Origin of the sequence: Photobacterium sp. GJ3 (genome assembly GCF_018199995.1) — a bacterium.
In the GTDB taxonomy this organism is placed as follows: Bacteria; Pseudomonadota; Gammaproteobacteria; order Enterobacterales; family Vibrionaceae; genus Photobacterium.
Genome location: NZ_CP073578.1, coordinates 2,808,198 through 2,834,665 on the forward strand (window position 1 = coordinate 2,808,198; position 26,468 = coordinate 2,834,665).

Annotated in this window: 25 protein-coding genes, 1 other RNA gene and 2 pseudogenes; 10 read left to right on the forward strand and 18 right to left on the reverse strand. The window is 52.4% G+C overall.

Annotated elements, in window-relative coordinates; genetic code table 11:
- Positions 1 to 76: 76 nt before the first annotated feature.
- Positions 77 to 2,847 (forward strand): annotated as a pseudogene (gene barA, locus KDD30_RS12945) (two-component sensor histidine kinase BarA).
- 77 nt (positions 2,848 to 2,924) lie between these two features.
- Here barA and acpS read toward each other — a convergent pair.
- From acpS to rpoE, 11 genes are all read right to left on the reverse strand, one after another.
- Positions 2,925 to 3,308, reverse strand: a complete 384-nt coding sequence (gene acpS, locus KDD30_RS12950) for a holo-ACP synthase (protein ID WP_211646221.1) — start codon at positions 3,306 to 3,308, stop codon at positions 2,925 to 2,927.
- A complete protein-coding gene (pdxJ, locus tag KDD30_RS12955) occupies positions 3,308 to 4,039 on the reverse strand; it encodes a pyridoxine 5'-phosphate synthase (RefSeq protein ID WP_211646222.1) in 732 nt (243 codons plus the stop codon). The genes acpS and pdxJ overlap by 1 nt, the downstream gene beginning before the upstream one ends.
- The gene (gene recO / locus KDD30_RS12960) at positions 4,036 to 4,746 is read right to left on the reverse strand and encodes a DNA repair protein RecO (protein WP_211646223.1); all 711 of its coding nucleotides are present in this window, start codon (positions 4,744 to 4,746) and stop codon (positions 4,036 to 4,038) included. The genes pdxJ and recO overlap by 4 nt, the downstream gene beginning before the upstream one ends.
- Positions 4,747 to 4,754: 8 nt before the next feature.
- On the reverse strand, positions 4,755 to 5,660 hold the full coding sequence (era, locus tag KDD30_RS12965; RefSeq protein WP_211646224.1) for a GTPase Era: 906 nt from the start codon (positions 5,658 to 5,660) through the stop codon (positions 4,755 to 4,757).
- On the reverse strand, positions 5,657 to 6,331 hold the full coding sequence (rnc, locus tag KDD30_RS12970; RefSeq protein ID WP_211646225.1) for a ribonuclease III: 675 nt from the start codon (positions 6,329 to 6,331) through the stop codon (positions 5,657 to 5,659). The genes era and rnc overlap by 4 nt, the downstream gene beginning before the upstream one ends.
- A 10-nt stretch (positions 6,332 to 6,341) precedes the next feature.
- Positions 6,342 to 7,247, reverse strand: coding sequence for a signal peptidase I (gene lepB / locus KDD30_RS12975; RefSeq protein WP_211646226.1), 906 nt, complete (start codon positions 7,245 to 7,247; stop codon positions 6,342 to 6,344).
- Positions 7,248 to 7,362: 115 nt separating this feature from the next.
- A complete protein-coding gene (lepA, locus tag KDD30_RS12980; RefSeq protein WP_211646227.1) occupies positions 7,363 to 9,159 on the reverse strand; it encodes a translation elongation factor 4 in 1,797 nt (598 codons plus the stop codon).
- 73 nt (positions 9,160 to 9,232) lie between these two features.
- A complete protein-coding gene (locus tag KDD30_RS12985) occupies positions 9,233 to 9,745 on the reverse strand; it encodes a SoxR reducing system RseC family protein (RefSeq protein ID WP_211646228.1) in 513 nt (170 codons plus the stop codon).
- Positions 9,742 to 10,713, reverse strand: a complete 972-nt coding sequence (gene rseB / locus KDD30_RS12990; RefSeq protein WP_211646229.1) for a sigma-E factor regulatory protein RseB — start codon at positions 10,711 to 10,713, stop codon at positions 9,742 to 9,744. The genes KDD30_RS12985 and rseB overlap by 4 nt, the downstream gene beginning before the upstream one ends.
- Before the next feature lie 14 nt (positions 10,714 to 10,727).
- Positions 10,728 to 11,381: an RseA family anti-sigma factor gene (locus KDD30_RS12995; protein ID WP_211646230.1), complete on the reverse strand. Its 654-nt coding sequence runs from the start codon at positions 11,379 to 11,381 to the stop codon at positions 10,728 to 10,730.
- A 24-nt stretch (positions 11,382 to 11,405) separates the two neighbouring features.
- Positions 11,406 to 11,984: an RNA polymerase sigma factor RpoE gene (gene rpoE, locus KDD30_RS13000; protein ID WP_211646231.1), complete on the reverse strand. Its 579-nt coding sequence runs from the start codon at positions 11,982 to 11,984 to the stop codon at positions 11,406 to 11,408.
- Positions 11,985 to 12,292: 308 nt separating this feature from the next.
- Between rpoE and nadB the strand changes: the two genes are divergently transcribed.
- Positions 12,293 to 13,912 (forward strand): L-aspartate oxidase, encoded by a 1,620-nt coding sequence (gene nadB, locus KDD30_RS13005; RefSeq protein ID WP_211646232.1) that lies wholly within the window; start codon positions 12,293 to 12,295, stop codon positions 13,910 to 13,912.
- A 66-nt stretch (positions 13,913 to 13,978) separates the two neighbouring features.
- On the opposite strand, the gene KDD30_RS13010 is transcribed toward nadB, so the two are convergent.
- From KDD30_RS13010 to KDD30_RS13020, 3 genes are all read right to left on the reverse strand, one after another.
- Positions 13,979 to 15,805 (reverse strand): methyl-accepting chemotaxis protein, encoded by a 1,827-nt coding sequence (locus tag KDD30_RS13010; protein ID WP_211646233.1) that lies wholly within the window; start codon positions 15,803 to 15,805, stop codon positions 13,979 to 13,981.
- 214 nt (positions 15,806 to 16,019) lie between these two features.
- Complete coding sequence (locus tag KDD30_RS13015; RefSeq protein ID WP_211646234.1) at positions 16,020 to 16,433, reverse strand: protein YgfX; 414 nt, start codon at positions 16,431 to 16,433, stop codon at positions 16,020 to 16,022.
- The gene (locus KDD30_RS13020; RefSeq protein WP_211646235.1) at positions 16,402 to 16,662 is read right to left on the reverse strand and encodes a succinate dehydrogenase assembly factor 2; all 261 of its coding nucleotides are present in this window, start codon (positions 16,660 to 16,662) and stop codon (positions 16,402 to 16,404) included. Before KDD30_RS13020 ends, KDD30_RS13015 begins: the two co-directional genes overlap by 32 nt.
- A gap of 242 nt (positions 16,663 to 16,904) precedes the next feature.
- On the opposite strand from KDD30_RS13020, the gene ygfZ reads away from it, so the two are divergent.
- The 3 genes from ygfZ to KDD30_RS13035 all read left to right on the forward strand — a co-directional run bounded on the left by ygfZ (position 16,905) and on the right by KDD30_RS13035 (position 19,039).
- The gene (ygfZ, locus tag KDD30_RS13025; protein WP_211646236.1) at positions 16,905 to 17,891 is read left to right on the forward strand and encodes a tRNA-modifying protein YgfZ; all 987 of its coding nucleotides are present in this window, start codon (positions 16,905 to 16,907) and stop codon (positions 17,889 to 17,891) included.
- Entirely contained in the window at positions 17,891 to 18,355 is a 465-nt protein-coding gene (locus tag KDD30_RS13030; protein ID WP_211649950.1) for an aminoacyl-tRNA deacylase, read from the forward strand. The genes ygfZ and KDD30_RS13030 overlap by 1 nt, the downstream gene beginning before the upstream one ends.
- A 480-nt stretch (positions 18,356 to 18,835) precedes the next feature.
- Complete coding sequence (locus KDD30_RS13035) at positions 18,836 to 19,039, forward strand: DUF1107 domain-containing protein (protein ID WP_211646237.1); 204 nt, start codon at positions 18,836 to 18,838, stop codon at positions 19,037 to 19,039.
- A gap of 55 nt (positions 19,040 to 19,094) precedes the next feature.
- Here the strand turns inward: KDD30_RS13035 and gcvH are convergent, their stop codons facing one another.
- From gcvH to KDD30_RS13055, 4 genes and pseudogenes are all read right to left on the reverse strand, one after another.
- Positions 19,095 to 19,490, reverse strand: coding sequence for a glycine cleavage system protein GcvH (gcvH, locus tag KDD30_RS13040; protein WP_211646238.1), 396 nt, complete (start codon positions 19,488 to 19,490; stop codon positions 19,095 to 19,097).
- A gap of 209 nt (positions 19,491 to 19,699) precedes the next feature.
- A complete protein-coding gene (locus KDD30_RS13045) occupies positions 19,700 to 20,908 on the reverse strand; it encodes an FAD-dependent 2-octaprenylphenol hydroxylase (RefSeq protein ID WP_211646239.1) in 1,209 nt (402 codons plus the stop codon).
- Positions 20,909 to 20,910: 2 nt separating this feature from the next.
- A pseudogene (ubiH, locus tag KDD30_RS13050) lies at positions 20,911 to 22,112 on the reverse strand (2-octaprenyl-6-methoxyphenyl hydroxylase).
- A gap of 13 nt (positions 22,113 to 22,125) precedes the next feature.
- Positions 22,126 to 22,701, reverse strand: a complete 576-nt coding sequence (locus KDD30_RS13055) for a YecA family protein (protein WP_211646240.1) — start codon at positions 22,699 to 22,701, stop codon at positions 22,126 to 22,128.
- 329 nt (positions 22,702 to 23,030) lie between these two features.
- On the opposite strand from KDD30_RS13055, the gene KDD30_RS13060 reads away from it, so the two are divergent.
- The 5 genes from KDD30_RS13060 (at position 23,031) to serA (ending at position 26,462) form a co-directional block, all read left to right on the forward strand.
- Positions 23,031 to 23,333, forward strand: coding sequence for a cell division protein ZapA (locus tag KDD30_RS13060; protein ID WP_211646241.1), 303 nt, complete (start codon positions 23,031 to 23,033; stop codon positions 23,331 to 23,333).
- A 7-nt stretch (positions 23,334 to 23,340) separates the two neighbouring features.
- A non-coding RNA gene (ssrS, locus tag KDD30_RS13065) (6S RNA) lies at positions 23,341 to 23,522 on the forward strand.
- Positions 23,523 to 23,586: 64 nt separating this feature from the next.
- Positions 23,587 to 24,201 carry a 5-formyltetrahydrofolate cyclo-ligase gene (locus tag KDD30_RS13070; RefSeq protein WP_211646242.1) on the forward strand — a complete coding sequence of 205 codons (615 nt, stop codon included), beginning with the start codon at positions 23,587 to 23,589 and terminating at the stop codon, positions 24,199 to 24,201.
- A gap of 117 nt (positions 24,202 to 24,318) precedes the next feature.
- On the forward strand, positions 24,319 to 24,978 hold the full coding sequence (gene rpiA / locus KDD30_RS13075) for a ribose-5-phosphate isomerase RpiA (RefSeq protein ID WP_211646243.1): 660 nt from the start codon (positions 24,319 to 24,321) through the stop codon (positions 24,976 to 24,978).
- A 254-nt stretch (positions 24,979 to 25,232) separates the two neighbouring features.
- Complete coding sequence (gene serA, locus KDD30_RS13080) at positions 25,233 to 26,462, forward strand: phosphoglycerate dehydrogenase (RefSeq protein WP_211646244.1); 1,230 nt, start codon at positions 25,233 to 25,235, stop codon at positions 26,460 to 26,462.
- Positions 26,463 to 26,468 lie beyond the last annotated feature (6 nt).

The following is a 26,468-nucleotide window of genomic DNA, read 5'->3' on the forward strand; positions in this document are numbered from 1 at the left end:
TTAAGCTAGGGGCTGGCGCACCAAAGCGTGGCCAGCAAAGACAGCAATTCTCCCACAGAATCGAATTCTTGTAACCATGACCAAATACGGACTTCGCGCCCGGGTTTTCACCCTGACATTAGCACCAACCCTGATCATCGGCCTGCTCTTGAGCGCTTTTTTACCCTGAGCCGCTACCGGGATCTGGAACAGCAACTGGTCGAAACCGGCACCAGCATTATTGAACCGCTGGCGATCGCCACTGAATACGGGATGGCGGATCATAACCGCGAGGCTGTCCGCCGGATCATCAGCTATGCCCATCGCAAGCATTCCGATATCGTGCGCAGCATTGCCGTGTTCGACAGCAATAATGAGCTTTTCGTCACCTCAAATTTCCACCGGAATTTTGAAGCCCTGATGTTTCCGGATGACCGGCAGATCCCCTTTTTGCCAGAGATCGTGATCCATGACAGCACCATGATCATGCGGGCGCCGATTCTGACCGAAGCACAGCAAAGTAATCTGTCTGCCCCCGGATTTCAGGCCAAAGCGCTGGGCTATATCGCCATCGAAATGGACATGAGTCCGTTGCGCCTGCAGCAATATCAGGAAGTTTTTACCGCACTGATGGTGTTGTTGCTGGGGCTCATCCTTTCCGGTCTCTTTGCTTACCGGCTGATGCGGGATGTCACCCGCCCGATTTCACACATGATCAGTGTAGTGGACCGAATACGGCGCGGGCACCTGGATATCCGAATTGAGGGAGAATTGCTGGGCGAACTGGATAACCTGAAAAACGGTATCAATGCCATGGCCATTTCGTTGTCCGACTATCATATTGAAATGCAACAAAGCATTGATCAGGCGACGTCCGACTTACGTGAGACTTTAGAACAGCTGGAAATCCAGAACGTAGAACTGGATATCGCCAAGAAGCGGGCTCAGGAAGCCGCTAGAGTGAAGTCTGAGTTTCTGGCCAATATGTCCCACGAACTGCGTACCCCACTGAACGGCGTCATTGGCTTTACCCGCCAGATGCTGAAAACCCGCCTCAGTGCCAGCCAGCATGATTACCTGCTGACAATTGAAAAGTCGGCCAATAACCTGCTGACCATCATCAACGATATCCTCGACTTCTCTAAACTGGAAGCCGGGAAGCTGCTGCTGGAAAACATTCCGTTCGACTTTACTGATTCGCTCGATGAAGTGATGCGCCTGCTGGCCCCCAGCGCGCACGAAAAAGGGCTGGAACTCACCCTGCGTGTCGACCAGCGCATTCCAACCGGCCTGATTGGTGATCCGTTACGAATCCAGCAGGTGCTGACCAATCTCATCGGGAATTCGGTGAAATTTACTGAGCGGGGCAACATTGATATTGCCGTGGAGCTCAAAGCCGATCGCGACGAGAATCTGGAGCTGCAATTCATGGTGCGCGATACCGGGATCGGAATTTCCGAACGTCAGCAGGCTCAGCTGTTCCAAGCCTTCAGTCAGGCAGATGCCAGTATTTCACGCCGTTACGGCGGTACCGGACTGGGTCTGGTCATCACCCAAAAACTGGTGACCCAGATGGGTGGCGAAATCAGCCTGACCAGCCGGTTACATCAGGGCTCGACCTTCTGGTTTACCCTGCGGCTGAACAAAACCGATCTGCCGGTTTCCCAGCCAATCGATACCAGCGATCTGCAGGGTCGTCACCTGCTCCTGATCGAGCCGAATCTTCAGGCTGCGAATGTCCTGCAGCAACGCTTACTGCATGCCGGGCTGGATGTGACCTACCGGGCTGATATGCCGGAAGATGATGTGGAACATCACGATTTCGCCCTGCTCTGCCTGTCGCCGGGAGAACAGCCACCGCTGGCCACGATTCTGGATATGGTTTTCAAAGCCGAGCAACTGGCGGACAAAGTTCTGGTGTGCCTGCCCACCACAGAGCTGGCCCTGTCGGAACGACTACTCAATGCGGGGGTGATCGCCTGTCTGGGTAAGCCACTGGCACAGCGCAAACTCTTTGATGCCCTGATTGGGCAACCGGATCAGCTGGAAGAACCGGAACCATTACCTCTACCATCCCCAACGGACGATCTGCTGCCGCTGACCGTCATGGCGGTGGATGACAACCCAGCCAACCTGAAACTGATTGCGGCACTGCTCAGTGAACGGGTGGAAACCGTGATCACCGCTACCGGCGGCCGCAAAGCGGTCGAGTACGCCCAGCAGAAAGCCTTTGATTTGATTTTCATGGATATTCAGATGCCGGAAATGGATGGCGTCAGCGCCTGTCAGGCCATTCACGAAACCGATCTGAATCACCACACACCCGTGATTGCGGTCACCGCACATGCAATGGCTGGCGAACGTGAGCGCTTACTACGGGCCGGAATGGATGATTACCTGACCAAGCCGATTGAAGAACAAATTCTGCAGCAGATGCTGGCCAAATGGATCCCGCAGCAGCACAGCACAGCGTCATCCCCGGAACTGGCAGAGCCAGTCATCTCTGCCATCCAGCCTGAACCTGCCAACCCGAATGTCAGCTGGGACTGGGATCTGGCACTCAAGCAAGCCGCAGGAAAAGAAGATCTGGCCCGGGATATGCTGCAGATGCTGCTCGACTTCATGCCCGAGGTCGAGATGCTGGTGAATGAAGTGCTGGACGGGAATGAATTCGACCTGTGGCCTTCTATTCACAAACTGCACGGCAGCTGTGCCTACAGTGGTGTTCCCCGACTCAAGAACCTTTGCTACACGCTGGAAACCCAACTCAAAGCCGGGGCTTCTGTCTCGGATCTGGAGCCGGAACTGTTCGAGCTGATTGATGAAATGAACAATGTCGTCAAATCATCACAAGCCTACCGCCAGTAATGAGCGGCATCTCAATCGCAAAAAGGCCAGACAGTTGTCTGGCCTTTTGTGTTTGTGACGGTAAAAATAAAATCTGGTTAAGCCGTTTCCAGAATCACCGTCGCAACCGCATAGTGCTTTTCATCTGCAATGGTGAGATGAACATGAGACACCGCCATTTGCCCAGCCAGCTCAGCCGCCTTACCACTTAACGCAAGCTCAGGCTTCCCCAGAGCATTGTTGGCGATGGTAAAATCCTGAAAAGACACACCACAGGCAATGCCAGTCCCTAACGCTTTTGCAGCTGCTTCTTTGGCAGCAAAACGTTTGGCCAGATAACGCCCCGCCTGTTTGTGCTGGCTGAAAATCACCAGCTCATCCGGGCTGAGTACCCGTCGTGCGAACGCTTCTCCGCTCCGGGTCAGCACTTGTTCCACACGGGCAATTTCTGCGATATCTGTTCCCAGACCGACAATCGCCATTACCAGCGCGCTTCCAGCATCACTGCTTTCATATCGGCAACAGCTTTGTGCAAGCCGTCAAACACGGCACGACCGACAATCGCGTGGCCGATATTCAGCTCGTAGATTTCCGGCAGGGCCGCGATCGGCTTCACGTTGTGATAGGTCAGGCCGTGGCCCGCATTCACTTTGATGCCCTGGTCGCTGGCATAGCTAGCAGCAGCCGCGATTTTCTTCAGCTCAGCCTGTTGTTCGCTTTCTGAGGTCGCATCGGCGTAGTGACCGGTATGCAGCTCAATGTAAGGGGCACCACAGGCCACTGCGGCATCAATCTGCGCACGGTCAGCATCAATGAACAGGGACACCAGAATGCCCGCTGCAGACAGCTTTTCGGTCGCTGATTTCACTTTGTCCAGCTGACCCACCACATCCAGGCCGCCTTCTGTGGTCAGTTCTTCACGTTTTTCAGGAACCAGGCAAACAAACTCAGGTTTGGTGTCCAGTGCAATCTGAACCATTTCTTCTGTCACCGCCATTTCCAGATTCATCCGGGTCTGAATGGTTTCCCGCAGGATCCGAACATCCCGATCCGTAATGTGACGGCGATCTTCGCGTAAATGAATGGTAATACCATCGGCGCCTGCGCGTTCTGCCACTTCCGCCGCATGCACAGGATCCGGGTAACGTGTACCGCGAGCATTTCGTAAGGTGGCAACGTGGTCAATGTTCACGCCGAGCAGTATATTCTTCATGTAGCGGTACTCCTTCCTCTAGGGACAAATAATTCCCTGCTTTTTAATGGTTTGCTGCCAAGATACGGCTTCAGGGCCATCCGTGTAAAGCGCTTTGCTGCCCTGAGCTGATCCTGAGTTTCAAAACGTCGGGCCGCAATGGCTTTCAATTGCAGCCCGGTAAACGTGAGCTGACCGGCAACGACAGAAGCAATAAAGCCCCGCTGCTCACGATAGTTGTAAGTCATGACATCATCAACTGGCAATCCGCTGCCCGCGCAATGCAGAAAGTCGACCCCGTAACCGAGATGATCAAGCAATGCCAGCTCAAAACGACGCAATGCAGGTTCCGGATTCTCGGCCTGTGCCAGTTCTCGCAAGGCATTGAGATAATCCAGAAACAGCGCCGGATAAGGGGTCTGAGCTTCCAGCACCCGCGCCAGAATTTCATTCACATACAGAGCGGAATAGAGAATGTAACTGCGCATGGGCAGCCCGATACTGATCGGTTCAGCCTGAGTCAGTACCGGCATACTGCCACGACCTGACCATTTCATGAAAAGCGGGGTAAAAGGTTGAAGCGCTCCTTTCAGATTGGAGCGCTTGCGGCGGGCACCTTTGGCGAGCAAGCTGATGCGTCCGGTTTCTTCACTGAAGACATCCAGAATCAGACTCGTCTCGCTGTAGGGACGAGAGTGCAGTACAAAGCAGCGCTGCAACCCTTCCATCGCTGCCCTTAGAGATCGTCGATATAGCCAAGACTGCGCAGGGCGCGCTCGTCATCTGCCCAGCCGGATTTCACTTTCACCCAAAGCTCAAGGTAGACCTTGCGCTCGAAAAGCTCTTCCATATCCAGACGGGCCTCACGGCCAATGGTTTTGATTTTATCGCCACCTTTACCGATGACCATTTTCTTCTGACCTTTGCGTTCAACCAGAATCAGGCCATTGATATCAAAGCCATCCGTATCCGGGTTGTAATCAAATCGCTCGATTTCCACCGTCACAGAATAAGGTAGCTCTTCACCGGTAAAGCGCATCAGCTTTTCACGGATAATCTCAGAAGCCATGAACCGCTGGGAACGGTCGGTCACATACTCTTCCGGGAAGTAGTACTCACCTTCCGGCAGGCTGTCACGAACAATTTTTTCAACCACGTCAACGCCTGAACCGTGCTTAGCAGCAATCGGTACAATGGCTTTGAAATCCATCTTTTTCGCGAGCTCTTCCATATGCGGGAAGAGATCATATTTCATTTTGACGTTGTCGACCTTGTTGACCACCAGCACCGTTGGCAGGCCACTTTTCGCCAGCTTGTTGAGCACCATTTCATCATCAGGTGTCCACTGGGTGCCGTCGACCAGAAAGAGTACCAGTTCAACATCGGTCAGTGAGCTGCTTGCGGCACGGTTCATCAAGCGGTTGATGGTCCGTTTTTCCTCAATGTGCAGCCCGGGCGTATCCACATACACCGCCTGATAGCCGTCTCGGGTGTCTACACCCATAATCCGGTGACGCGTCGTCTGCGGTTTACGCGAGGTAATCGACAGTTTCTGTCCTACCAGACGGTTCAACAGCGTGGATTTGCCGACATTCGGACGGCCAACGATGGCAATAAAGCCACAATGTGTTTTCTCTGTCATGATTCTAACTGCTTCAATGCCAGTTCTGCTGCAGCCTGCTCAGCCTTGCGCCGACTACCGCCTTTACCGATCACAGGCTTTTCCAGGCCTGTTACTTCGCACTGTACAGTGAATTCCTGATTATGTGCTTCACCCTGTACCTTAGTTACAGTATACGCAGGCAGCGGCAAACGGCGCCCCTGAAGACATTCCTGTAAACGGGTTTTCGGGTCTTTCTGGTTAATGCCAGGTTTGATTGTTTCCAGTCGGCTCTGATACCAGCTCAGCACAATGTGGCGAACATGCTCAATATCACTGTCCTGATAAATCGCGCCAATAATCGCTTCCACGCAGTCGGCCAGAATCGAGTCCCGACGGTAACCGCCGCTTTTCAGTTCACCCGGCCCCAGCAGCAGGTGATCGCCCAGCTCAAATTCCCGGCCCAGCTCAGCCAGGGTTTTGCCGCGGACCAGCGTTGCACGCATCCGGCTCATGTCGCCCTCATCCACTTTCGGGAAGCGGTGATAGAGATCATCAGCAATCACAAAACTCAAAATGGAGTCACCCAGAAACTCCAGACGCTCATTATGCGTCCCGTTGGCGCTACGATGCGTCAGCGCCAGGGTGAGTAATTCACTGTTATTAAATTCATGCCCCAGCTTACGCTGAAGTCTTTGTACAGGAGATGTCATTTTTTCCCGATCAGTCTATGCCACCGATGCGGTTCAACCGCACACCGGTAGGAATAAAAGATGGAAGTACGCTGTCCGCACTTCGTTCAAATTCAAAGCTGATCCAGATCCCGACCGCCTTGCCAACGAGATTCGCTTCCGGTACAAACCCCCAGTAACGGCTGTCTGCACTGTTGTCACGGTTATCTCCCATCACAAAATACTGTCCTGCCGGCACCACCCACTCTTTTCGTCCCTCAAAGGAATTGTAGCGGTATCTTCGGGTCTGATTTGGCTGGTTGATATTGACAAGCACATCATGCGACACCTGACCCAAATCTTCCGTAAACTGAATCAGTTCCTGACCCGGCTCAGAGAAGAGGCTTGGTTGCTCGTTCGTCTGTGGCACAGGCTCACATTCACGGCCACCTCTCGGAATCACGCACAACTTCTTGTTGTTATCGTACCTGACCGTATCGCCGGGAAGGCCGATCACACGTTTGATGTAATCAATATTCGGTTGCGGTGGAAATTTAAAAACCACAATGTCGCCACGCTCTGGCTCACCCGTTTCGACCAGCTTATGGCGAAACACGGGATCACGCAGGCCGTATGCATACTTTTCAACCAGAATAAAATCACCGACCAGCAGTGTTGGCATCATCGATCCGGATGGGATCTGGAACGGCTCATAGATAAATGAGCGAAACACCATGATGATTGCAATCACCGGGAACATCGAACTGGTAGATTCTACCCAGCCCGGTTGGGGCGCAACAGCTGCCAGTGTTTTTTCATCAACCTGCCCGCCGGCATTGGCCGCTGCAGCATCAATTTTAAGTTGACGCTTTGGCGCCCAAACGAATCGGTCCAGTGCCCAGATAATCCCGGTCACCAGTGTGGCCAGCACCAGAATGAGTGAAAACAGATTTGCCATTGCTGTTCCTAATGTCCCTATGATGAATATTTCATGGTGAACCGGATCTGCTTCCAAAAAATTCCACAGATCCTAACCATTCCGCCGCAGGACTGCGGCGGAAGGTTGACTCAAGTTATTTATCTTTGCCTACATGCAGGATAGCAAGGAAGGCTTCCTGCGGCAGTTCGACGTTGCCGATCTGCTTCATTCGCTTCTTACCTTCTTTCTGCTTCTGCAGCAGTTTCTTCTTCCGGCTCACATCACCACCGTAACATTTGGCGATAACGTTCTTGCGCAGCTGTTTCACCGTTGCGCGGGCAATGATGTGGTTCCCAATGGCCGCCTGAATTGCGATATCAAACATCTGACGAGGAATGAACTCTTTCATTTTCTCGACCAGATCACGACCACGGGTCTGTGCATGGTCTTTGTGAGTAATAATCGCCAGGGCATCAACACGATCGCCATTGAGCAGGATATCCACACGAACCATGTTGGATTCTTCATAGCGCTGGAAACTATAGTCCAGAGACGCATAACCGCGAGAGGTTGATTTCAGACGGTCGAAGAAATCCAGAACGACTTCAGACATCGGAATATCGTAAGTCAGTGCGACCTGATTGCCGTGGTAGACCATATCCACCTGAGAGCCGCGTTTTTCCACACACAGGGTGATCACGTTCCCAAGGTATTCACTGGGGACCAGAATGTTACAGCGCGCAATCGGCTCACCGATGATTTCCACATCATTCACAGGTGGCAGTTTTGCAGGGCTGTCGACATACAGCAGTTCGCCGTTGTTCTTCTTCACCTCATACACCACAGTTGGTGCTGTGGTGATCAGGTCCAGATCGTATTCACGCTCCAGACGCTCCTGAATGATCTCCATATGCAGCATGCCAAGGAAACCACAACGGAAACCAAAGCCCAGTGCCGCAGAGTTTTCCGGCTCATAGAAGAGGGATGCATCGTTCAGACTCAGCTTGCCCAGCGCATCACGGAAGTTCTCGTAATCGTCAGACGAAACCGGGAACAGACCCGCGTAAACCTGAGGCTTCACTTTCTTAAAGCCCGGCAGTGGTTTTTCACAACCGTTTTTCGCCAGTGTCAGGGTATCGCCCACAGGCGCACCCAGAATGTCTTTAATGCCGCAGACCACCCAGCCCACTTCGCCGGTTCTCAGCACATCGGTGTCCACCTGCTTCGGTGTAAAAATACCGATGCGATCAACGTTCCAGCTCTGGCCTGTGCTCATGACCTTGATCTTATCGTTCTTCTTCAAAGAACCATTTTTGATCCGAACCAGAGACACAACCCCCAGGTAATTATCAAACCAGGAGTCAATGATCAGCGCTTGCGGTGGCGCATCCGGGTCACCTTCCGGCGCAGGGATGGAACGCACGATGTTTTCCAGCACCTCGTCTACGCCCAAGCCGGTTTTGGCAGAGCAGCGGGTGGCTTCCATCGCGTCGATACCAACGATCTCTTCGATTTCTTCGGCAACCCGATCCGGATCGGCTGCAGGCAGATCGATCTTGTTGAGGATCGGCACAACTTCCAGATCCATCTCAATCGCGGTATAACAGTTGGCCAGTGTCTGGGCTTCTACACCCTGACCGGCGTCGACCACCAGCAAGGCACCTTCACAGGCGGCCAGCGAGCGGGAAACTTCGTAGGAAAAATCCACGTGTCCCGGGGTGTCGATAAAGTTCAGTTGATAAGTTTCACCATCTTTTGCCGTGTAATTGAGCGTCACGCTCTGGGCCTTGATGGTGATACCACGTTCACGTTCCAGATCCATCGAGTCAAGCACTTGCGCAGCCATTTCACGATCGGAAAGGCCGCCGCAGACTTGAATCAGGCGGTCAGATAACGTCGACTTACCATGGTCGATATGTGCAATAATCGAAAAGTTACGAATGTGCTTCATGAATTGGCGTGACTAACTCGTGATTAAAAGGTGAATGGGATCTATCGATCAAGTTGGCCGATTCTACCGAATTTCAACGGCTGCTGCTATCTTTCGATAATGCATTTATCGTCAGACCATCTGCAACAGGCTGTCCCAACACCCGCAATAAGCTCGGCTGATAGTCTCCCTGGACAGATAAGTGTTTCGCACGCCATTTCGCAATGCCGAGGCCAAACGCTCCGCCAGCAAGCGCGCAGGCAATCACGCCAAGCTCTCCACCACCAGCCAGAATCACAAACCACCACTGGCCCAGCAAAGTTCCCAGCAGCATGCAAATCAGTGGCAGGACATACACCAACAAGGCAGATTGCAGGACACTGCGCTCAGACAAACCGATTTCGACCAATTGACCGACAGCAACCGACTCATGAAGATGCCGGGTTGAGACTTTCAACAGATGCTGCCGCCCCGGCAACACTTTGCTGACCACACCTGTGCCGCAGCTGTTCTGAGACGCACAGGAACCACAACTGGTTTGTTGCTGGCAACTGACTGTGATGTGATGCTTCTCAACCGCAACCACAGTCGCCAGTGACTGCATCATGGCTGACTGCCCCCATCGAAAGTGACTGATTCCGCGACGCGGCGTGCGGTGGCAGGTGGGATATCCCCGACGACGGTCACCTCTTTATCATGTAACAACTGGCTGTGCAGGGTTCGTCGCCCTTGCCTTACCAATTGTTCACGAACGCTGAATCCATCTGCAGCAGAGACATAAATTGAGAAACTGAACAAGCCGTCGGTATACATCTGGCTCTCGACCTGACGCTCGGTCAGAATCAGCCGGTGCCGGTTATTCGCAATACTTTCAAATCCCTGAGGCAACCAATTGACTTGCCAGGACAGCTGCACCTGAGGCTGCGGAGGCAATTGAACCACTTCAGGCAACTGTACCGATTTGAGTGTTTCCAGCACGTCCCCGACTTTGTCATTGACCACAAAGGAAACCGCACGATATTGCTCCAGAGGTTCCCCGTCGCGATCCAGTAAATCAGCTCGCAGTACCAGATGCGTGCGGGTATCCATCCACAATAAATAGGAATACCGGGCACCATCTTTCGGTGCAATCCGCACGACATCACAGGCCGTCCCCGCTTCCCGCGAACGTCCCATGGGAATGAAATCGTAGAATTGCGACAGTTCAGTCACATTATTTCGCATAATGGGCGGTAACGGCGCCACCATGCGATTACTGTCGATGGTGAACGGATCCAGCCCCGGCTCGAAGTAGCTGACTTCTTTCCCGCGCTGAATCACTTCACGCGGTGGCCCGCTGAGGTAAATCAGGTGTGCGTAAGTCTGACCATTTTCAATGGCATGGCGATAACGCAAAGGTTCGATGCTGTTTTTCTTAATGAGGATGTAAGACACCTCATAACTCAAGTGCCTGGTCGCATGATCCATTTCATGTAACAAAGCCTCTGCAGAAGTTGTCGTCTCTTCTTCCGCAGAGGCTTGCCAAGGCATCGCCAGGCTGACCAGTGTGAGTACACCGACCAGAACTTTTTTCATATCACCGCCACGAATCAGTGTGATCCCAACAGAGTTTTATCCAGTGTGCCATCTTCTGCGTTCAGACGCAGTTGTAACTCATAATCCTGCAACATTGCGTTGATCCGACGACGCTGCTCCATCAGCTGTGCTTCACTCGGAGAAGTTTCAGCACGGGTGCGGACAGAATCGCGGGTCAGGCTCACAGGTTCAGCAGTGCCGGCAAAAGGTATGGTTTGCAAAACAGGCACATCCGATTTCACATCACTTGCGAAAGAGGCCTCTTCACCACCGTTATATTGTTGAACACCGACAATCACTGCCAAAGACACACCGGCTGCAACCGCAACCTGACCCATCTGGGTCAGCCAGGCTGGCATCGTCCGGCGCGCTACCTGAGGCGCAGGCTGTTCTGCCTGAGGCAAAGACACCACATTCAAAGGCAAGGCTTCCTCAGCGGCCATGTCATGACCCAACTGATGTGCTGGTTCATGCTCAAGCGCCATTGCCACTTGACCGGCAATATCCCATTGCGGTTGCCCCGGGGCCTCGCCATGCATGACATCGCTGACCAGATGATAGGTCTGCCAGCTTTGTTGTGCATCTTCATCAACGAGTAACCGATTAATCGTACTCTGATCAACGTCTTCGCCATCTAGCAAAGCCGAAATTTTTTCTTTATCAGCCATCTTTGTCACCGTTTGGCCCAAATATTAGCGCTGCATCAGGGGAGCGATACGTTTTTCGACCGCTTCCCGAGCCCGGAAAATACGCGAACGTACCGTACCGACCGGACAGCCCATGACTTCAGCAATTTCTTCGTAACTCAATCCCTCAAGTTCACGAAGTGTAATTGCGGTCTTCAAATCATCCGGGAGGCTTTCTATGGTACCGAAGACCACCCGCTTCAATTCATCAGACAACATTTGGTTCTCAGGGTTCGATATTTCTTTTAGCGCACCGCCATTTTCATAATATTCTGCCTCTTCCGCATCCACATCCGTGGCAGGCGGCCGTCGACCCTGGGCAACTAAATGATTTTTCGCTGTGTTGACAGCAATTCGATACAGCCAAGTGTAAAACGCACTTTCCCCACGAAAAGACGGCAACGCTCGGTATGCTTTAATAAAAGCTTCCTGTGCAACATCCGGCACATCACCAGAATTGCCGACATACCGGGCAATCAAATTACAAACCTTATTCTGGTATTTCACAACCAGTAAATTGAAGGCTTGTTTGTCCCCTCGTTGTACTCGCTCTATCAGTACCTGGTCAGTTAACTGCTCGCTCATTCGAGCGTGTACTCCTCTGTCTGTGACAAGGTTATTATTCCTTGAGATCTCAAAAGATGCAGCCGATTTGCCCATCAGAAATCCGAAGTTGCGCTATAGACATAGAAGCCTAAAGAATAAATGACCTCAAAAAAAGCACAAAGTTCCCCCATCACCTTACTGGCACATCCGTGTCTGTGCAACTCTGTCCGTTCAGCGTGACAGATCATGACGTTGAAGCAAGCGAAAGTCACCGATACACCAAAAAAGTCCCACCGAAACGGATTTTTGATAAGATAGCGCCCTTACCACAGGGATATGAGATCAATATGAAAGAGAACCGAGAACACAACTGCGACGTTCTGGTCATCGGTAGTGGCGCTGCCGGCCTTTCTCTGGCGCTGCGTCTTGCTCCGATGTGTCAAGTACTGGTCCTGAGCAAAGGGCCGCGGAGTGAAGGCTCAACTTATTATGCCCAGGGCGGGATTGCAGCGGTCTTTGATGAAACCGACAGTGTGGACTCTCATGTTGAAGATACTCAGATTGCCGGCGCCCATTTATGCGATGAAGATGTGGTTCGCTTCATTGCTGAGAATGCCCGGGATTGCGTGCAATGGCTGATTGACAGCGGTGTGCCTTTTGATCAGGAAGATAACAGCACCGACGATCAACCCCGCTACCATCTGACCCGCGAAGGCGGTCACAGCCACCGCCGCATTTTACATGCCGCCGATGCAACCGGGATGGCGATGCAAATGTCGCTGCAGGACAATGTCCATAATCATCCGAATATTCAGGTTCTGGAGCGCCACAACGCGCTGGACTTGATTACAAGCCACAAACTGGGCGAGAAAGATCAGCCCAACCGTGTTTTGGGAGCCTACATCTGGAATCGTCAGCGTGAGTCTGTCGAAACCGTACGCGCCAAGTTTGTGGTGCTGGCCACCGGTGGCGCTTCGAAAGTGTATCAATACACCTCGAACCCGGACGTCTCTTCAGGAGACGGCATTGCGATGGCCTGGCGGGCCGGATGCCGGGTTGCCAATCTGGAATTCAATCAGTTCCATCCAACCTGTCTGTTCCACCCGGAAGCCCGCAACTTTCTGCTGACCGAAGCCCTGCGTGGTGAGGGCGCTTACCTGCGTCGTCCGGATGGATCGCGCTTTATGCCGGACTTTGATGAGCGTGCAGAGCTGGCGCCCCGCGATGTGGTTGCCCGTGCCATCGACTACGAGATGAAACGCCTGGGTGCCGATTGCATGTATCTGGACATCAGCCATAAGCCGGCAGATTTCGTCACCAAACACTTCCCGACCATTTATGAAAAACTGCTGACCTACGGCATCGATATTACAACCGATCCGATCCCCGTCGTGCCTGCTGCCCACTATACCTGTGGCGGCGTGATGGTCGACAAACAGGGCCAGACAGATCTCGCCGGGCTCTATGCCATTGGCGAAGTCAGCTATACCGGGCTGCACGGAGCCAACCGGATGGCGTCCAATTCCTTGCTGGAGTGTGTGGTTTATGCCTGGTCTGCGGCCAACCACATCAGCTCACACATGGATAGCGTCGAACAACCGGCCGCGTTACCGCTGTGGGATGAAAGTAAAGTCTCGAACTCCGATGAAGAAGTTGTGATTCAGCATAACTGGCATGAACTGCGGCTATTTATGTGGGATTACGTCGGCATTGTTCGCACCACTAAGCGACTGGAACGAGCGATGCGCCGGATTCAGTTGCTGAAACAGGAAATTGACGAGTATTACAGTAATTTCCGGGTTTCCAACAACCTGCTGGAATTGCGGAATCTGGTTCAGGTTGCCGAACTGATGGTTCGTTGTGCTCTGGCCCGGAAAGAGAGCCGCGGCCTGCATTACACACTGGATTATCCCGATATGCTGGAAACCTTGTCACCAACAGTGCTTGACCCGAACAACCCGGAATAATCGGCCTGACACCACACAAAAACGGGAGCCTGCATGGCTCCCGTTTTTTAGCACACCTTGCACTCGCTACACCTGAAACGCCCGAATCGCCCCAGCCAATGTCGAAGCCTGTTGAGACACAGACTGCGCTGCCTCCACATTCTCCTGCACGATGACCGCATTACGATTGGTCAAATCCCGGATGGAAACCACACGCTCCCCGATATCTTCGGAGACCTGACTCTGCTGTTCGACGGCCGCAGCAATCTGCGTGCTGGTGTCCAGAATCAGCTGCATGTCTGCAATGATCGAGTTGATCTTCGCTTCAGCACTGTCTACCTGAGTCACGCTGGCTTCCCCCTGGGTGCGGCAGTGTTCAATATGGCTGACCACCTGCTCAGTCTGCTGCTGCAGCGAACTGATAATCGCGGTGATTTCCTGAGTCGACTGCTGTGTCCGCATCGCCAGCGACCGCACTTCTTCGGCCACCACCGCAAAGCCACGCCCCTGCTCCCCGGCACGCGCCGCTTCAATCGCAGCATTGAGTGCCAGCAAATTGGTCTGCTCGGCAATATTTTTGATCACGTCGACCACAGAGCCAATGTTGTCCGACAAACCCGATAAGCTTGAAACTTCCTGACTGCTCTGCGCCAGCCCCGAAGACAATGCATGAATCCGAGCGCGTGTTTCCACCACTTCCGCCAGCCCCTGTGACGCCTCATCATGGCTGCGGGCTGTTTGTGTGGCCGCTTCCTGCGTGTTGTGGGCGACTTCTGAAATAGTCGCTCGCATCTGAATACTGGCCGCCGCAACAGAATCACTGTCTGCCAGTTGCGAAACCAGCGCCTGTTCTGCATCCTGACTCCGTTTCTGGAGCTGTAATGAAGCCGAGCCCAGCTCAGACACGGCCCGCTGAACATCATCCACCAACTGACGCAGACTGTTGAGCAAATAGTTAAAATGGACACCCATTTCTGCCAGTTCATCGCGGCCGGAGGTATCCGCCTGCAACGTCAGATCATGACTGGTCGCGATCCGATTCATCAGCTGACTTAAACGCTCAACCGGGCGCAGAATCGAAATACTGAGGCGCCAGGTCAGAATCAGTAAGCCGACGATAATCCCCGTAACCAGTAACACAGTGAAGCGATGAATGGTCGCCTGCACGACAACCGCTTCTTTTTCCAGCAGTTGCTGCATCTGGGAAAACTCTTCCTCCACCTGATGCGACTGGCTTCGGATTTGTCCTCTCAGGCCATCCTGATGACTCAGTCCAATCTCTGTTTTCTGAGCGACCAATTGCTCAAAAGCGCGCTGGAATTGCTGAAAATCAGCCCCATAGGCATTCGCCAGACGCGCTCCGTACAAAGCAGTATGCTGTTGAAATTCATCCAGTAATGCTTTTTCATCGGTCGTCGCAAATAATTTAGCCGTCAAAACCAACTGATAGACTTCCAGCGCCATCTCATCGTCCGACGCCTGCGTGATCAGCGCCTCTCCCCACTGATAAAGGTTTTGGTACAAGCCTTCGGTTGGCTTCAGTCCCAGAACCTGGAACCCTGCGACCACCGCTTGCATTCCCTGCTGATAACTGGCGATCTGCGACGGTAAAGTCTTTACCTGAGGCAATTGAATCGAAACGGCGTCCAGCTCAGTTTTCAACGCATCTAACTGACGTCCGAAAATTTCTACATTCCGATTCAATGTGTTGAGGTATTTCACATCCATTCGAGCCAAAAAATCCTTCTCATTGCGCCGTAAATTCAGCAAAGTCACTTCCAGCTTATCAATTTGTCCCTTTGCCGATTCAATGGTGACAATCTGCTGATGGCTGTACAGATTCACACCGAGCAAAAGCAAAATTGCGGCGACAGACAGTGTGGCCAGCCCTAACAATTTATGCCTAACTTTCATTACATTCCATTCCCTTAAGACATGTTTTTTCAGGATATTATTGGTTATGATGCAGAGACTGTGATTATAAATCCCTCACAGAGTAATTACACAGCATGAGCAGCAGACTAAAAAGCTATCCTGTAAAATTCACGCAACATCAGCAGAAAAATACATCAAGAATTGATCTTGATTCCAATCCACAGGGAGGATACCAAGACTCAATCAGGCTTTTTTATTGATAGCGGCAGAACAGACTCAACAAGCGGAAATCCTGATGTGTACAGCTATCTCGACTCACGCTTAACTGCTGTATGTCGCCGGCCGATTCAAGATCCAGAATGAGCAAATAAGGAGTCAGCAATCGAACGTGTACCAGACGCCATCGGCGGCGATGCCAATCGACTTCCCGTTCGGTCAAGAGGATGAGCCGACCGTGCTGTTGACTGAGCCGGTTACCCGCACGAATGTATTCGGGCAGCAAAAACTCCACTGCCAGGCAAAAAACAGGCAGCCAGTTCAGATCCGTCAGCGTTAAAAAGAAAAACAGGCTCGCCGCTGTCAGGTAGGCCCCGGTTAAAGCGGCAAGCAAGAAAGCAGAAGGGGAAAGCGTCAGGTTAGCGAAGCTTACTCTTGTTGTGGGCAACAATTTTGTCCACCATCGCGGCATGAGCCGGGTTACTGCTGTTCCCATGCTCCATCAGCCAGTTAAACAGGTCGGGATCATCACAAGTCAGCAGAGAGACGAAATCCTGACGTTCCTGGGGGTTCAGTTCATCAAAGCACTCTTCAAAAAAGGGCATGATAATCACATCCAGTTCCAACATCCCGCGACGGCAGGCCCATCGAATTCGTGCTTTATCATCAGTGCTGTTCATTTCCAACCTATACTCCTGTTGGTGACTGTTTGGCGGCAATACTACCAGCCTCCCGGGCTGTCCACCATCAACATCCGGCGGTGGTTCAGGAAAATGAGAGCTGGGCAAAATAATACCTGAGAAAAGCACTCAACGATTGCGCTTGTGGCATGACAAATCTCAGTCGGGGCGATAACATAGTGGCCACTGAATGCCTTTCTGAGGGCTGCCCTGCCACCCTCGTTTCAACGATGGATACGACAATGAGTACCTGGTCTGATAATTTGCAATTCGACAATCTCTCCCTTGCCTCAGATGCCCCGATGCCTTCACTGGCGCTGCTTGATCTCAGCCACTGGGGACTGGTCACTTTGGTCGGTCAAGACAGCGTTTCCTATCTGCAGGGACAAGTCACCTGCGATGTGGTGTCGCTGGCAAAGACAGAATCAACCCTCGGCGCCCATTGTGACGCGAAAGGAAAAATGCGCACCATTTTCCGCCTGTTCCACCATCGGGATGGCCTGGGCTGGCTTCAGCGCAAAAGCGTGATGGCGACACAGCTTCCGGAGCTGAAAAAGTACGCCATCTTTTCGAAAACAACAATTGAAGCCAGCAGTGATGTGTTACTGGGCCTGACCGGCGCTCAAGCGGACACCGTCATCGATCAACGCTTTGGCGGCGAAGGGGATGTTCGTGCCCTGCCATCCGGCACTGCGGTCCGGATTGATGCACAGCGCTGGCTGCTGGCTGTTGATGAAGCCACAGCTCAAGACATTGCGGCGCACCTGCAGTCTGAAGCGGTGCTGTCAGATGATACCCTGTGGGATTTGTATGATATCCGCTCTGGCATCCCGAGAATTGATGCCAGTACCGAACTGGAATTTATTCCACAATCCATGAACCTGCAGGCCTTGGGTGGTATCAGCTTCAAAAAAGGCTGCTATACCGGTCAGGAAACGGTTGCCCGGGCAAAATGGCGGGGTATCAACAAACGCGCGATGTATATTGTCTCTGGCCCAGCAGCAGACTGTCCGAAAGCCAGCGATGTACTGGAGCGCAGTGTTGGCGAGAACTGGCGTAAGGGCGGCACTGTGATTGCCGGTTATCAGTTCTCGGATCAACAGGCCATTGCGCTGGTGGTTCTGCCCAATGATCTGGATGAGGATACGACTTTTCGTCTGGCGGCTGATCCTGATCACCTGTGGCAATACAACCCGCTGCCTTACAGCCTGGAAGACGAACCTGCGTGATGCTCGATACGCCCGTCACCCGGTTTTTACAGCAGGAAGGTATCCCCTTCCTGCTGTTACCGCACAGTCAGCCAGCCCGCACCATAGAGGAAGCAGCGCAGGCTCGTGGCGTCTCGCCGGAACTGATGGTGAAAACCATTCTGCTTCGGGACATGGGCGGCTTACATGTATTGGCTTGCGTCCCCGGTACCCGACAGGTCGATCCTAAAAAAGTCCGGGGACTCTTTGGTTGTCGTCGCATGACTTGCGCAGATGCCAAAGATGTTGAAGCCGTAACTGGCTTGAAGATCGGCACCGTCGCCCCTGTCGGCTTAAAACACCCCTTGCCTGTCATTTTTGATGAATCTCTCAAGAGTTGCACCCGCGTCAACATCAGCAGCGGAAACCAAATGGCAGGCATTGAGCTGGCATTTCAGGATTTAGCTCTGTTATGTAAACCATGCTTTGGCGACATTTGCCGTTAACACTTTGTCTCCGTTCATGACCGCTGCACATCGAACCGCACCCAAAGCATAATCATGCACATTATCTGAGAAAATTTTCAGTGGTCAGAGCAGTTCACTTCCTCAGCAGATCATCCTTTCTGAGGTGCGTCCGCAGCCAGATCCGTACAAAAAACAACCAAACCCCGTATTTCATTTTCATCTGCGAATGCGAACAACCACCCTTAACCCAGTCACCATAAGGCATTCAAAAAATTAAGAAAATGCTAAAATAACACCATCCTCAGATACCTTTTTCACCCTTCGGGTCACTGGCAATCCACACAGCACCTCAGAATAAAATTCTATTCCAATCGAATAATGACAATATTATTCACATCAAGATCTCATTTTACTTCAATATTATGCTGTGAGTGTCACAAATATATCACGGTCTATTCCCTATAATGCCCGGCGTTCAATCACATTAAAAAAATAAACAAGGCAAGGTTGCTCTTCATTATGCGCATGTTTAAACAGTACATCCCGAAATTGGTCGCCAAGCACGTCAGCCGATTATTCAGCGGAAGAATATATATTGATGGCCGTGGGGGATATGAGTTTGATAATGGGCTGCTCAAAATCCCGACCCGAGCACAACAGCGCCATTACGATACGGTGAAAGAAGTGAATCAGGAAATTCGCCGGATGAAAGAAGCCGCATGACTGTGATGCAAAAGGCCGGTATGCAAACCGGCCTTTCGAGTACTGTCTGTGAGGATCAATCATCCTCCTCTCGTGCCAAAGCCACATAAGCTTCCGCATCAAGTAATTCATCCAGTTCTTTCTCATCGTCAGCTTTCAACTGAAACATCCAGCCATCCCCATAAGGATCACTGTTGACGAGTTCAGGTTCCATCTCCAGTTCTTCATTGATGGCAACCACTTCACCGGACAAGGGCGCATATACTTCAGAAACCGCCTTGACCGATTCTGCAGAGCCGCATGCATCTCCCAGACTAAAAGTGCTGCCCACTTCAGGCAAATCAACAAACACCATATCTCCCAGCAGCTGCTGGGCTTGATCGCTGATGCCAACCGTATAAACTCCGCCGCCTTCAGCCCGGATCCATTCATGGGTATGCGCATATTTCAAATCAGATGGAGTATCAGCCATATATTTATCCCTTCCAAAGCGGTCCGGCGTTCATCATGCCGGAGAAAGTTGACAGTCAGATATCATGAGAGGCACGGCTCACCTCGCCCAACTGTTATTACTTTAGGAGAAAAAAATGAGAATGAAAGCAAAGCACCATATAAAAAAACCGCCTAATGATGGGCGGTTTATTACGGATTTTTGGTCTGAAAGCGTGTGTTGAGGAGCTGTCAGGCCTGCGCCAGCGCCGGCAGCTCGCCGCTGAGCCCTAATGCCCGGCGGATGAACTGATCTTTGACTCCGGGTGTGTGATTCGCGAACAGAAGCCCCATATCCCGCAAGAGTTTCTTAGCAGGGTGCTGCCCTTCAAATAACTCCCGGAAAATCTGCATCGCAGCGATCATTTTTGCAGCCTCAGCTTTTCGCCAGCGCTCGAAATGGCGTAAGTGCTGACGGGCACCGATGTCTTTATCCTGTCGCCAAAGCTGGCTCAGGGTTTCAGCAAGGCTGGCCGCATCGAGAAGCCCCAGATTCACCCCCTGGCCTGCCAGTGGATGAATGGTATGTGCAGCATCACCCACCAGAACCACGCGATCACGAACGAAATCTCGGGCATAGCGCATTTTCAACGGGACAACCTGACGCTCGCCTTCCAGACGGCACATTCCCAGACGGCAATCGAACGCTGCGGTCAGAGCGTGACTGAAATCTTCCTGCGACAGTGACATCAAAGATTCGGCTTTTTCAGGCGGGATTGACCAGACGATAGAGCACAAATCAGGCTCAGCCAGCGGCAGAAAAGCCAGCGGACCATCCGGGGTAAAAATCTGGCGCGCCGTTTGCCCGTGAGGCTCCGCAGTGCGGATATTGGCAACCAACGCATGATGACCATAGTCCCAGTGCGTCAGCGGAATACTCAACTGCCGGCGGACCCAGGAGTTCGCACCGTCAGCCCCAACCACCAGCTTGGCGGTTAAGTGCTGTCCGTTATCCAGACTCAGCCAGGCTTCTTGCTCACCAAATGCCAATTGCTGACATTGTACAGGTGCCATCACGGTGACATTGGACTGCTGCTGCACCTGCTCCAGCAACGATAACTGAATCACCCGGTTTTCGACAATATGGCCCAGATTGGGCTGCGCCAGAGATTCCGCATCAAACGAGATCTGTGCAAAACTGTCCTGTTCCCACACATCCATCTGCTGATAAGGACTGATTCGGCGCTCTTCCATTCCCGGCCAGGCACCGACACGGCGTAAAATTCGCTCGCTGGCCCGACTCAGGGCAGAAACCCGAACATCCGGCAGCACCGACAATTCTGAATTGGGGAGGCGGCCTTCAATCACAGCGATTCTGAGATCAGTTTCCGCCAGCGCTGCCGCCAGCGTTAACCCGACCATACCACCGCCGATAATGGCAACGTCTACACTTTGCATCATGCTTATCTGTCCACTTGTCCCATAGCCCGCTTCACCAGCGGGGATTTCAATGTTTCCATGGCATTCATGGCCATTAATCCGGCATTGCGTCCGACCACCATTGGCCAGTGCTCATTGGAGAACATCGTCACCAAGCCTGTGGTCATCTGGATGGTCGCCTGCTGATCGGGATCGCGACGCTGCCTGAATCGGCTCAAAACAGCCGCCCCCCGATATCCTGACCCTGCTGCGCACCGGCGATCACTTCTTCAGCCAGTGTCATCACATCACGCAACCCCAGATTAAAGCCCTGACCCGCAATGGGGTGTAAAGTCTGCGCAGCATTTCCGATCACCGCAACACGGTGAGAAATCCGCCGATCAACCTGACGCAGTGACAACGGATACACGTACCGTTGCCCGGTTTTGGTCAGCTTACCCAACCGCCAGCCAAATGCCGACTGTAAGTTTGCTAAAAATTCTTCATCGCTCCAGCCCAGCACATCCTGCTGCTGTTCCGGGGGTAAACACCACACCAGCGAACTGCGTCCCTGACTCATTGGCAATAAGGCCAGCGGTCCGGAAGGGGTGAAACGTTCAAATGCTTCCCCCTGATGGGACAAAGCGCTCGAGACATTGGCAATCACCGCCACCTGACCAAAATCGGTTTCACGGGACTTCATCCCAAGCAGTGAGCAGCAGGTGGATGCACCACCATCAGCCGCCACCAGCAGCCTCGCCTGACACGATTCACCCGTCGAGAGTTGCAATGTGACCCGATCGGAATCTCGTTCAATCGCAATAATGTGTGCGGGACAAATCAGATCGATCCGATCACTTTGTGCCATTTGCTCATGAAAAACGGCGCCCGCATGGGCCAATTCAATCACATAACCCAGAGCCTGTGTCCCATACTCATGGGCCGCTATTCGTGCCAAACCGGCATGTCCCCGATCCGAAACATGGATCCGGGAAATCGCAGTGGCTTCAGATGTCAGAGCCGGCCAGAGTCCCAATTGGGACATCAGCTTCACCGATCCCAGTGACAACGCAATACTGCGGGCATCATAACCCGGATGACCGGACTGTGCCGGAGACACGGCTTCGACAACGGCAATACGTAACGTTCCCAGACTCAAACGATCGAGCGCCAGTGCAAGACTGGCACCTGTCATTGCCCCACCGACAATGACCACATCATACTGATTCACCTTGTTTGACCTCATGACAATCTGCAGATCAGTGCAACGTCGGTTTATCGGTCTGTTCGCCCTGATGCTTAGCCACCAGTTCAAAAAAACAAGTCAACGCACACATCCGGACATGTTCAATCACTTGCTCAAACAATGCCGCCTGCTCTTCCAAATCGTCTTCTTCATCAATGCCCAGTTGCGCGATGTCCTGAAGATCACCCAAGGCTTCCTGCACACTCGCTGGCAGTTTTTCATGGTTGAGCCCCATCAGGCCCAGACCAGACAGAAAACAATTTACCCATTCGCTCAAGGCTTCAGCCCGGTCCAGTAACGCGGCCTCATCATCCGGCATCAGTAAACTCACTTCAAACCCGGTACTTGCCAGCGCTTTGGCGGTCATTTCCACCAATGATTGCGTCATTGCTCTCGCTTCTCCCCCAAGAGATTCGCCATTGTTGGCATAATCGGCAATCGGGCCAATCCACTGCTCACCTGTCGCGGGTAACCCGCCACACAACATCCCGGTTAAGAGTCCGTGAAGTTCCGAGGGCGTGACCGCCAAAGACTGAATTTTCAGGGCTGCATCAACCGCTTCATAGGCCGGCAACTTTACTTCGCTCATGGGCTTTTCACCTTAATCAGTTGGTGTCGGATGGGTTTGTGTTATGCTACCACTAAGGCTGGTTTCAGGCTAACCTATTGCAGAAGACGGTGGATTCAGATTTCATTTTTGAAGCTTGCTTCCACGTGGCTGGCATAAAAACAACCGAACTGATGAAGTTCTGTCTGGCTGACAGATTTCAACCTCACTGGCGAAGCCACGCGCTTGCATGTTAAATAGGCTTTTTCTATATTAGCCGCAGCTTTATCCAAGTCTCTTCAAGCGGCTGAGTTCAGCGAGATTTGCTTGGTTCAACACATATCAGTGACTGACACGGAAACAAGGCAACTATGAACTCGCAGGCAGTTGAAATTGAAATTTTAGGCCGTACCATTAAAGTCAATTGTCCGGCAGGTCAGGAAGCCGCACTGCGAAGCGCAGCGGCAGATTTTGACGACCGGATTAATGAACTGGCAGAACGCACTAAGATTTCAAATCCTGAGCAACTGCTAATGTTCACTGGTCTGAATCTATGCAGCGAGTTACATAAAGAGCGAAAAGAATTTAACAACAATGCCCAAACTCTGTCCGACCGGATCGGTCAATTGACAGAAAGCCTGAATGAGGCATTGCAAAATCAATCACAGCGTTGATAATGAATTGACCCTGGGGTGTGCGTCAGCGAATCGACGTCCCCGAGCCGATAAGCAAAAAACCAGGATCTGCTTTTATCAGCTACTGAGCATGCTCAGCACGACTGAGAAGCCTACGGTTGATGCTGCCGATCCACCTTGAACGTCTGGTTCAAGGGCAACAATTCGCAACGGCACCTTGGGGCACTCCCTTTTTATCCTGCTCATTTACCGGCAGTTCTCGTTCTGAGCGGGCAATGACAGGTAGCATGACATGGATGCACTCCACCACGGCGGACCGGCTACGCAGTCGACCCGACAACAACTGCGCCAGCAAATCCGGCTTCAGCGTCAGGCATTGACGCCTCATCAGCAAGAACAAGCAAGTAAAGCCGTTCTGGCCCGTTTCACTCAGCTCAAAACGATTCGTGACGCCCGTCATATTGCCATTTATCTGAGTAATGATGGCGAGCTGGATACCGGCCCGCTGATTGACTGGATCTGGCGTCAGGGAAAAAACGTCTACCTGCCGGTACTCCATCCGTTCAGCAAAGGACACCTGCTGTTTTTGCATTACCGCCCGGACAGTCCGATGCGATGCAACCGCTACGGCATTGCAGAACCCGCGCTGGATGTACGCCTGGTCAAGCCTGTCCATGAACTGGACATCGTCTGCACGCCTTTGGTGGCCTTTGACGATCAGGGACAACGACTGGGCATGGGCGGGGGATATTATGACCGTACCCTCAGCCAGTGGCACCAATCCGGTTTGGGTCCCCAACCGCTTGGACTGGCACACGATTGCCAGCAAGTCCGGCATTTACCGTCTGAAGCCTGGGATGTCCCGCTACCGGCAATTCTCACACCTTCCGCATACCACCATTGGTGAACATCCCAACCCCGGATCTTCAAACGGCGATCTCCATCAAGTTTTTGTCATGTCAGGCACAGCGCTGTCCGCTATAATCAGCGCTCGCATTCCGTTGGCCATCACGAGGAGAAAGGCATGACACAAGATGAAATGAAAAAAGCGGCGGGCTGGGCAGCCCTGGACTACGTGACCAAAGGCAGCATTGTCGGTGTCGGCACCGGCTCCACCGTCAATCACTTCATCGATGCACTGGCGACCCGCAAGGAAGAAATCAAAGGCGTAGTCTCCAGCTCCGAAGCATCGACTCAGCGCCTGAAAGAACTGGGCATTGAAGTGTTTGATGCCAATGAAGTTGCCTCGCTGGATATCTATGTCGACGGTGCCGACGAAATCAACCCGCAATTTGACATGATTAAAGGTGGCGGTGCCGCGCTGACCCGCGAAAAAATCGTCGCAGCCATTGCCAAAAAATTCATCTGTATCGTGGATAACACCAAAGAAGTAGACGTGCTGGGCCAGTTTCCGCTGCCCGTGGAAGTGATTCCGATGGCCCGCTCTTTTATTGGTCGTGAACTGGTGAAACTGGGAGGCGATCCGGTTTATCGTGAAGGCGTGATCACAGATAACGGCAATATTATTCTGGATGTGCACAGCCTCAAAATCACCGATCCGAAAGCTTTGGAAGATCAAATCAATGCACTACCGGGTGTGGTGACCGTCGGTCTGTTCGCCCATCGCGGTGCGGACGTCCTGCTGGTTGGCTCTCCGGAAGGCGTGAAAACTGTCACTCAATAACAGCTTTGTCGCTTTTCCTACGGTTTGATGACGAAACGGCATAATATATGCCGTTTTTTCTTATCCATTTCGTAATATTCTCGCCACGCCGCCGAATTTTTTGATACTTTAGTGTGAACGCAATCGTTTAAGCCCACCAGACAGCAACACAGGGTGCTCACCCGTTATCGTGGGATGTCACAGGATGTGGTTTACATCGCTGAGACAGCTTACAAGCTGAATGGAATACCTGTTGTTTTTAAGGAAAAGAACCTATGGCCAAAGTTTCTCTGGAAAAAGACAAAATAAAAATTCTGCTCCTGGAAGGCGTTCACCCTTCTGCGCTGGAAGTCCTCACGCAAGCGGGTTATGAGAATATCGAGTACCACAAAGGCTCGCTTGCCGGAGATGAACTGCTGGAAGCCATTCAAGACGCACACTTCATTGGCATCCGCTCCCGTACCCAGTTAACCGCTGAAGTTTTCGAAGCCGCCAAAAAACTGATCGCTGTCGGTTGCTTCTGCATCGGCACCAATCAGGTCGATTTACTTGAAGCCAGCCGCCGTGGTATTCCCGTTTTCAACGCCCCCTTCTCCAATACCCGAAGTGTCGCTGAACTGGTACTGGGAGAAATCCTGCTGCTGTTACGTGGCATTCCAGAGAAAAACGCCAAAGCGCATCGCGGTGAATGGCAGAAGACAGCCGATGTATCCTATGAAGCCCGCGGTAAAAAGCTGGGTATCATCGGTTACGGTCATATCGGAACTCAGCTGAGCATTCTGGCTGAAAATCTGGGTATGGATGTCTATTTCTATGATATTGAGAACAAACTGACGCTGGGCAATGCCAAGCAGGTCGACACGCTCAGCGAACTGCTGAACAAAGCCGATGTCATCAGTCTGCATGTCCCGGAAACCGCAGACACCCAGAATATGATGGGCGCGGAAGAGTTTGCCCGCATGAAGCCTGGGGCTATCTTCATCAATGCGGCCCGCGGTACTGTGGTGGATATTGACGCGCTATGCAGCGCACTGGAGAGCAAACACCTCGCCGGTGCTGCCATTGACGTTTTCCCGGTCGAGCCGAAAACCAACAAAGATCGGTTTGAATCGCCGCTGACCCGTTTTGACAATGTTATTCTGACGCCGCACATCGGTGGTTCCACGCAGGAAGCGCAGCAAAATATCGGGATTGAAGTAGCCGGTAAAATTGTGAAGTACTCTGATAACGGTTCAACCGTCTCAGCCGTCGGCTTCCCGGAAGTGTCGCTGCCTGAGCACCGCAGTTGCTCTCGCTTGCTGCACATTCACGAAAACCGTCCGGGGATTCTGAATCAGATCACGACCATTTTCGCCTCAGAAGGCATCAACATTGCCGCACAATACCTGCAAACCACCCCAGAGTTGGGCTATGTGGTGATTGATGTTGAGACAGAGCGTTCTGAAGAAGCGCTGAATAAACTGAAAGCCATTGATGGCACCATTCGCGCCCGTATTCTGCATTAATTCAGA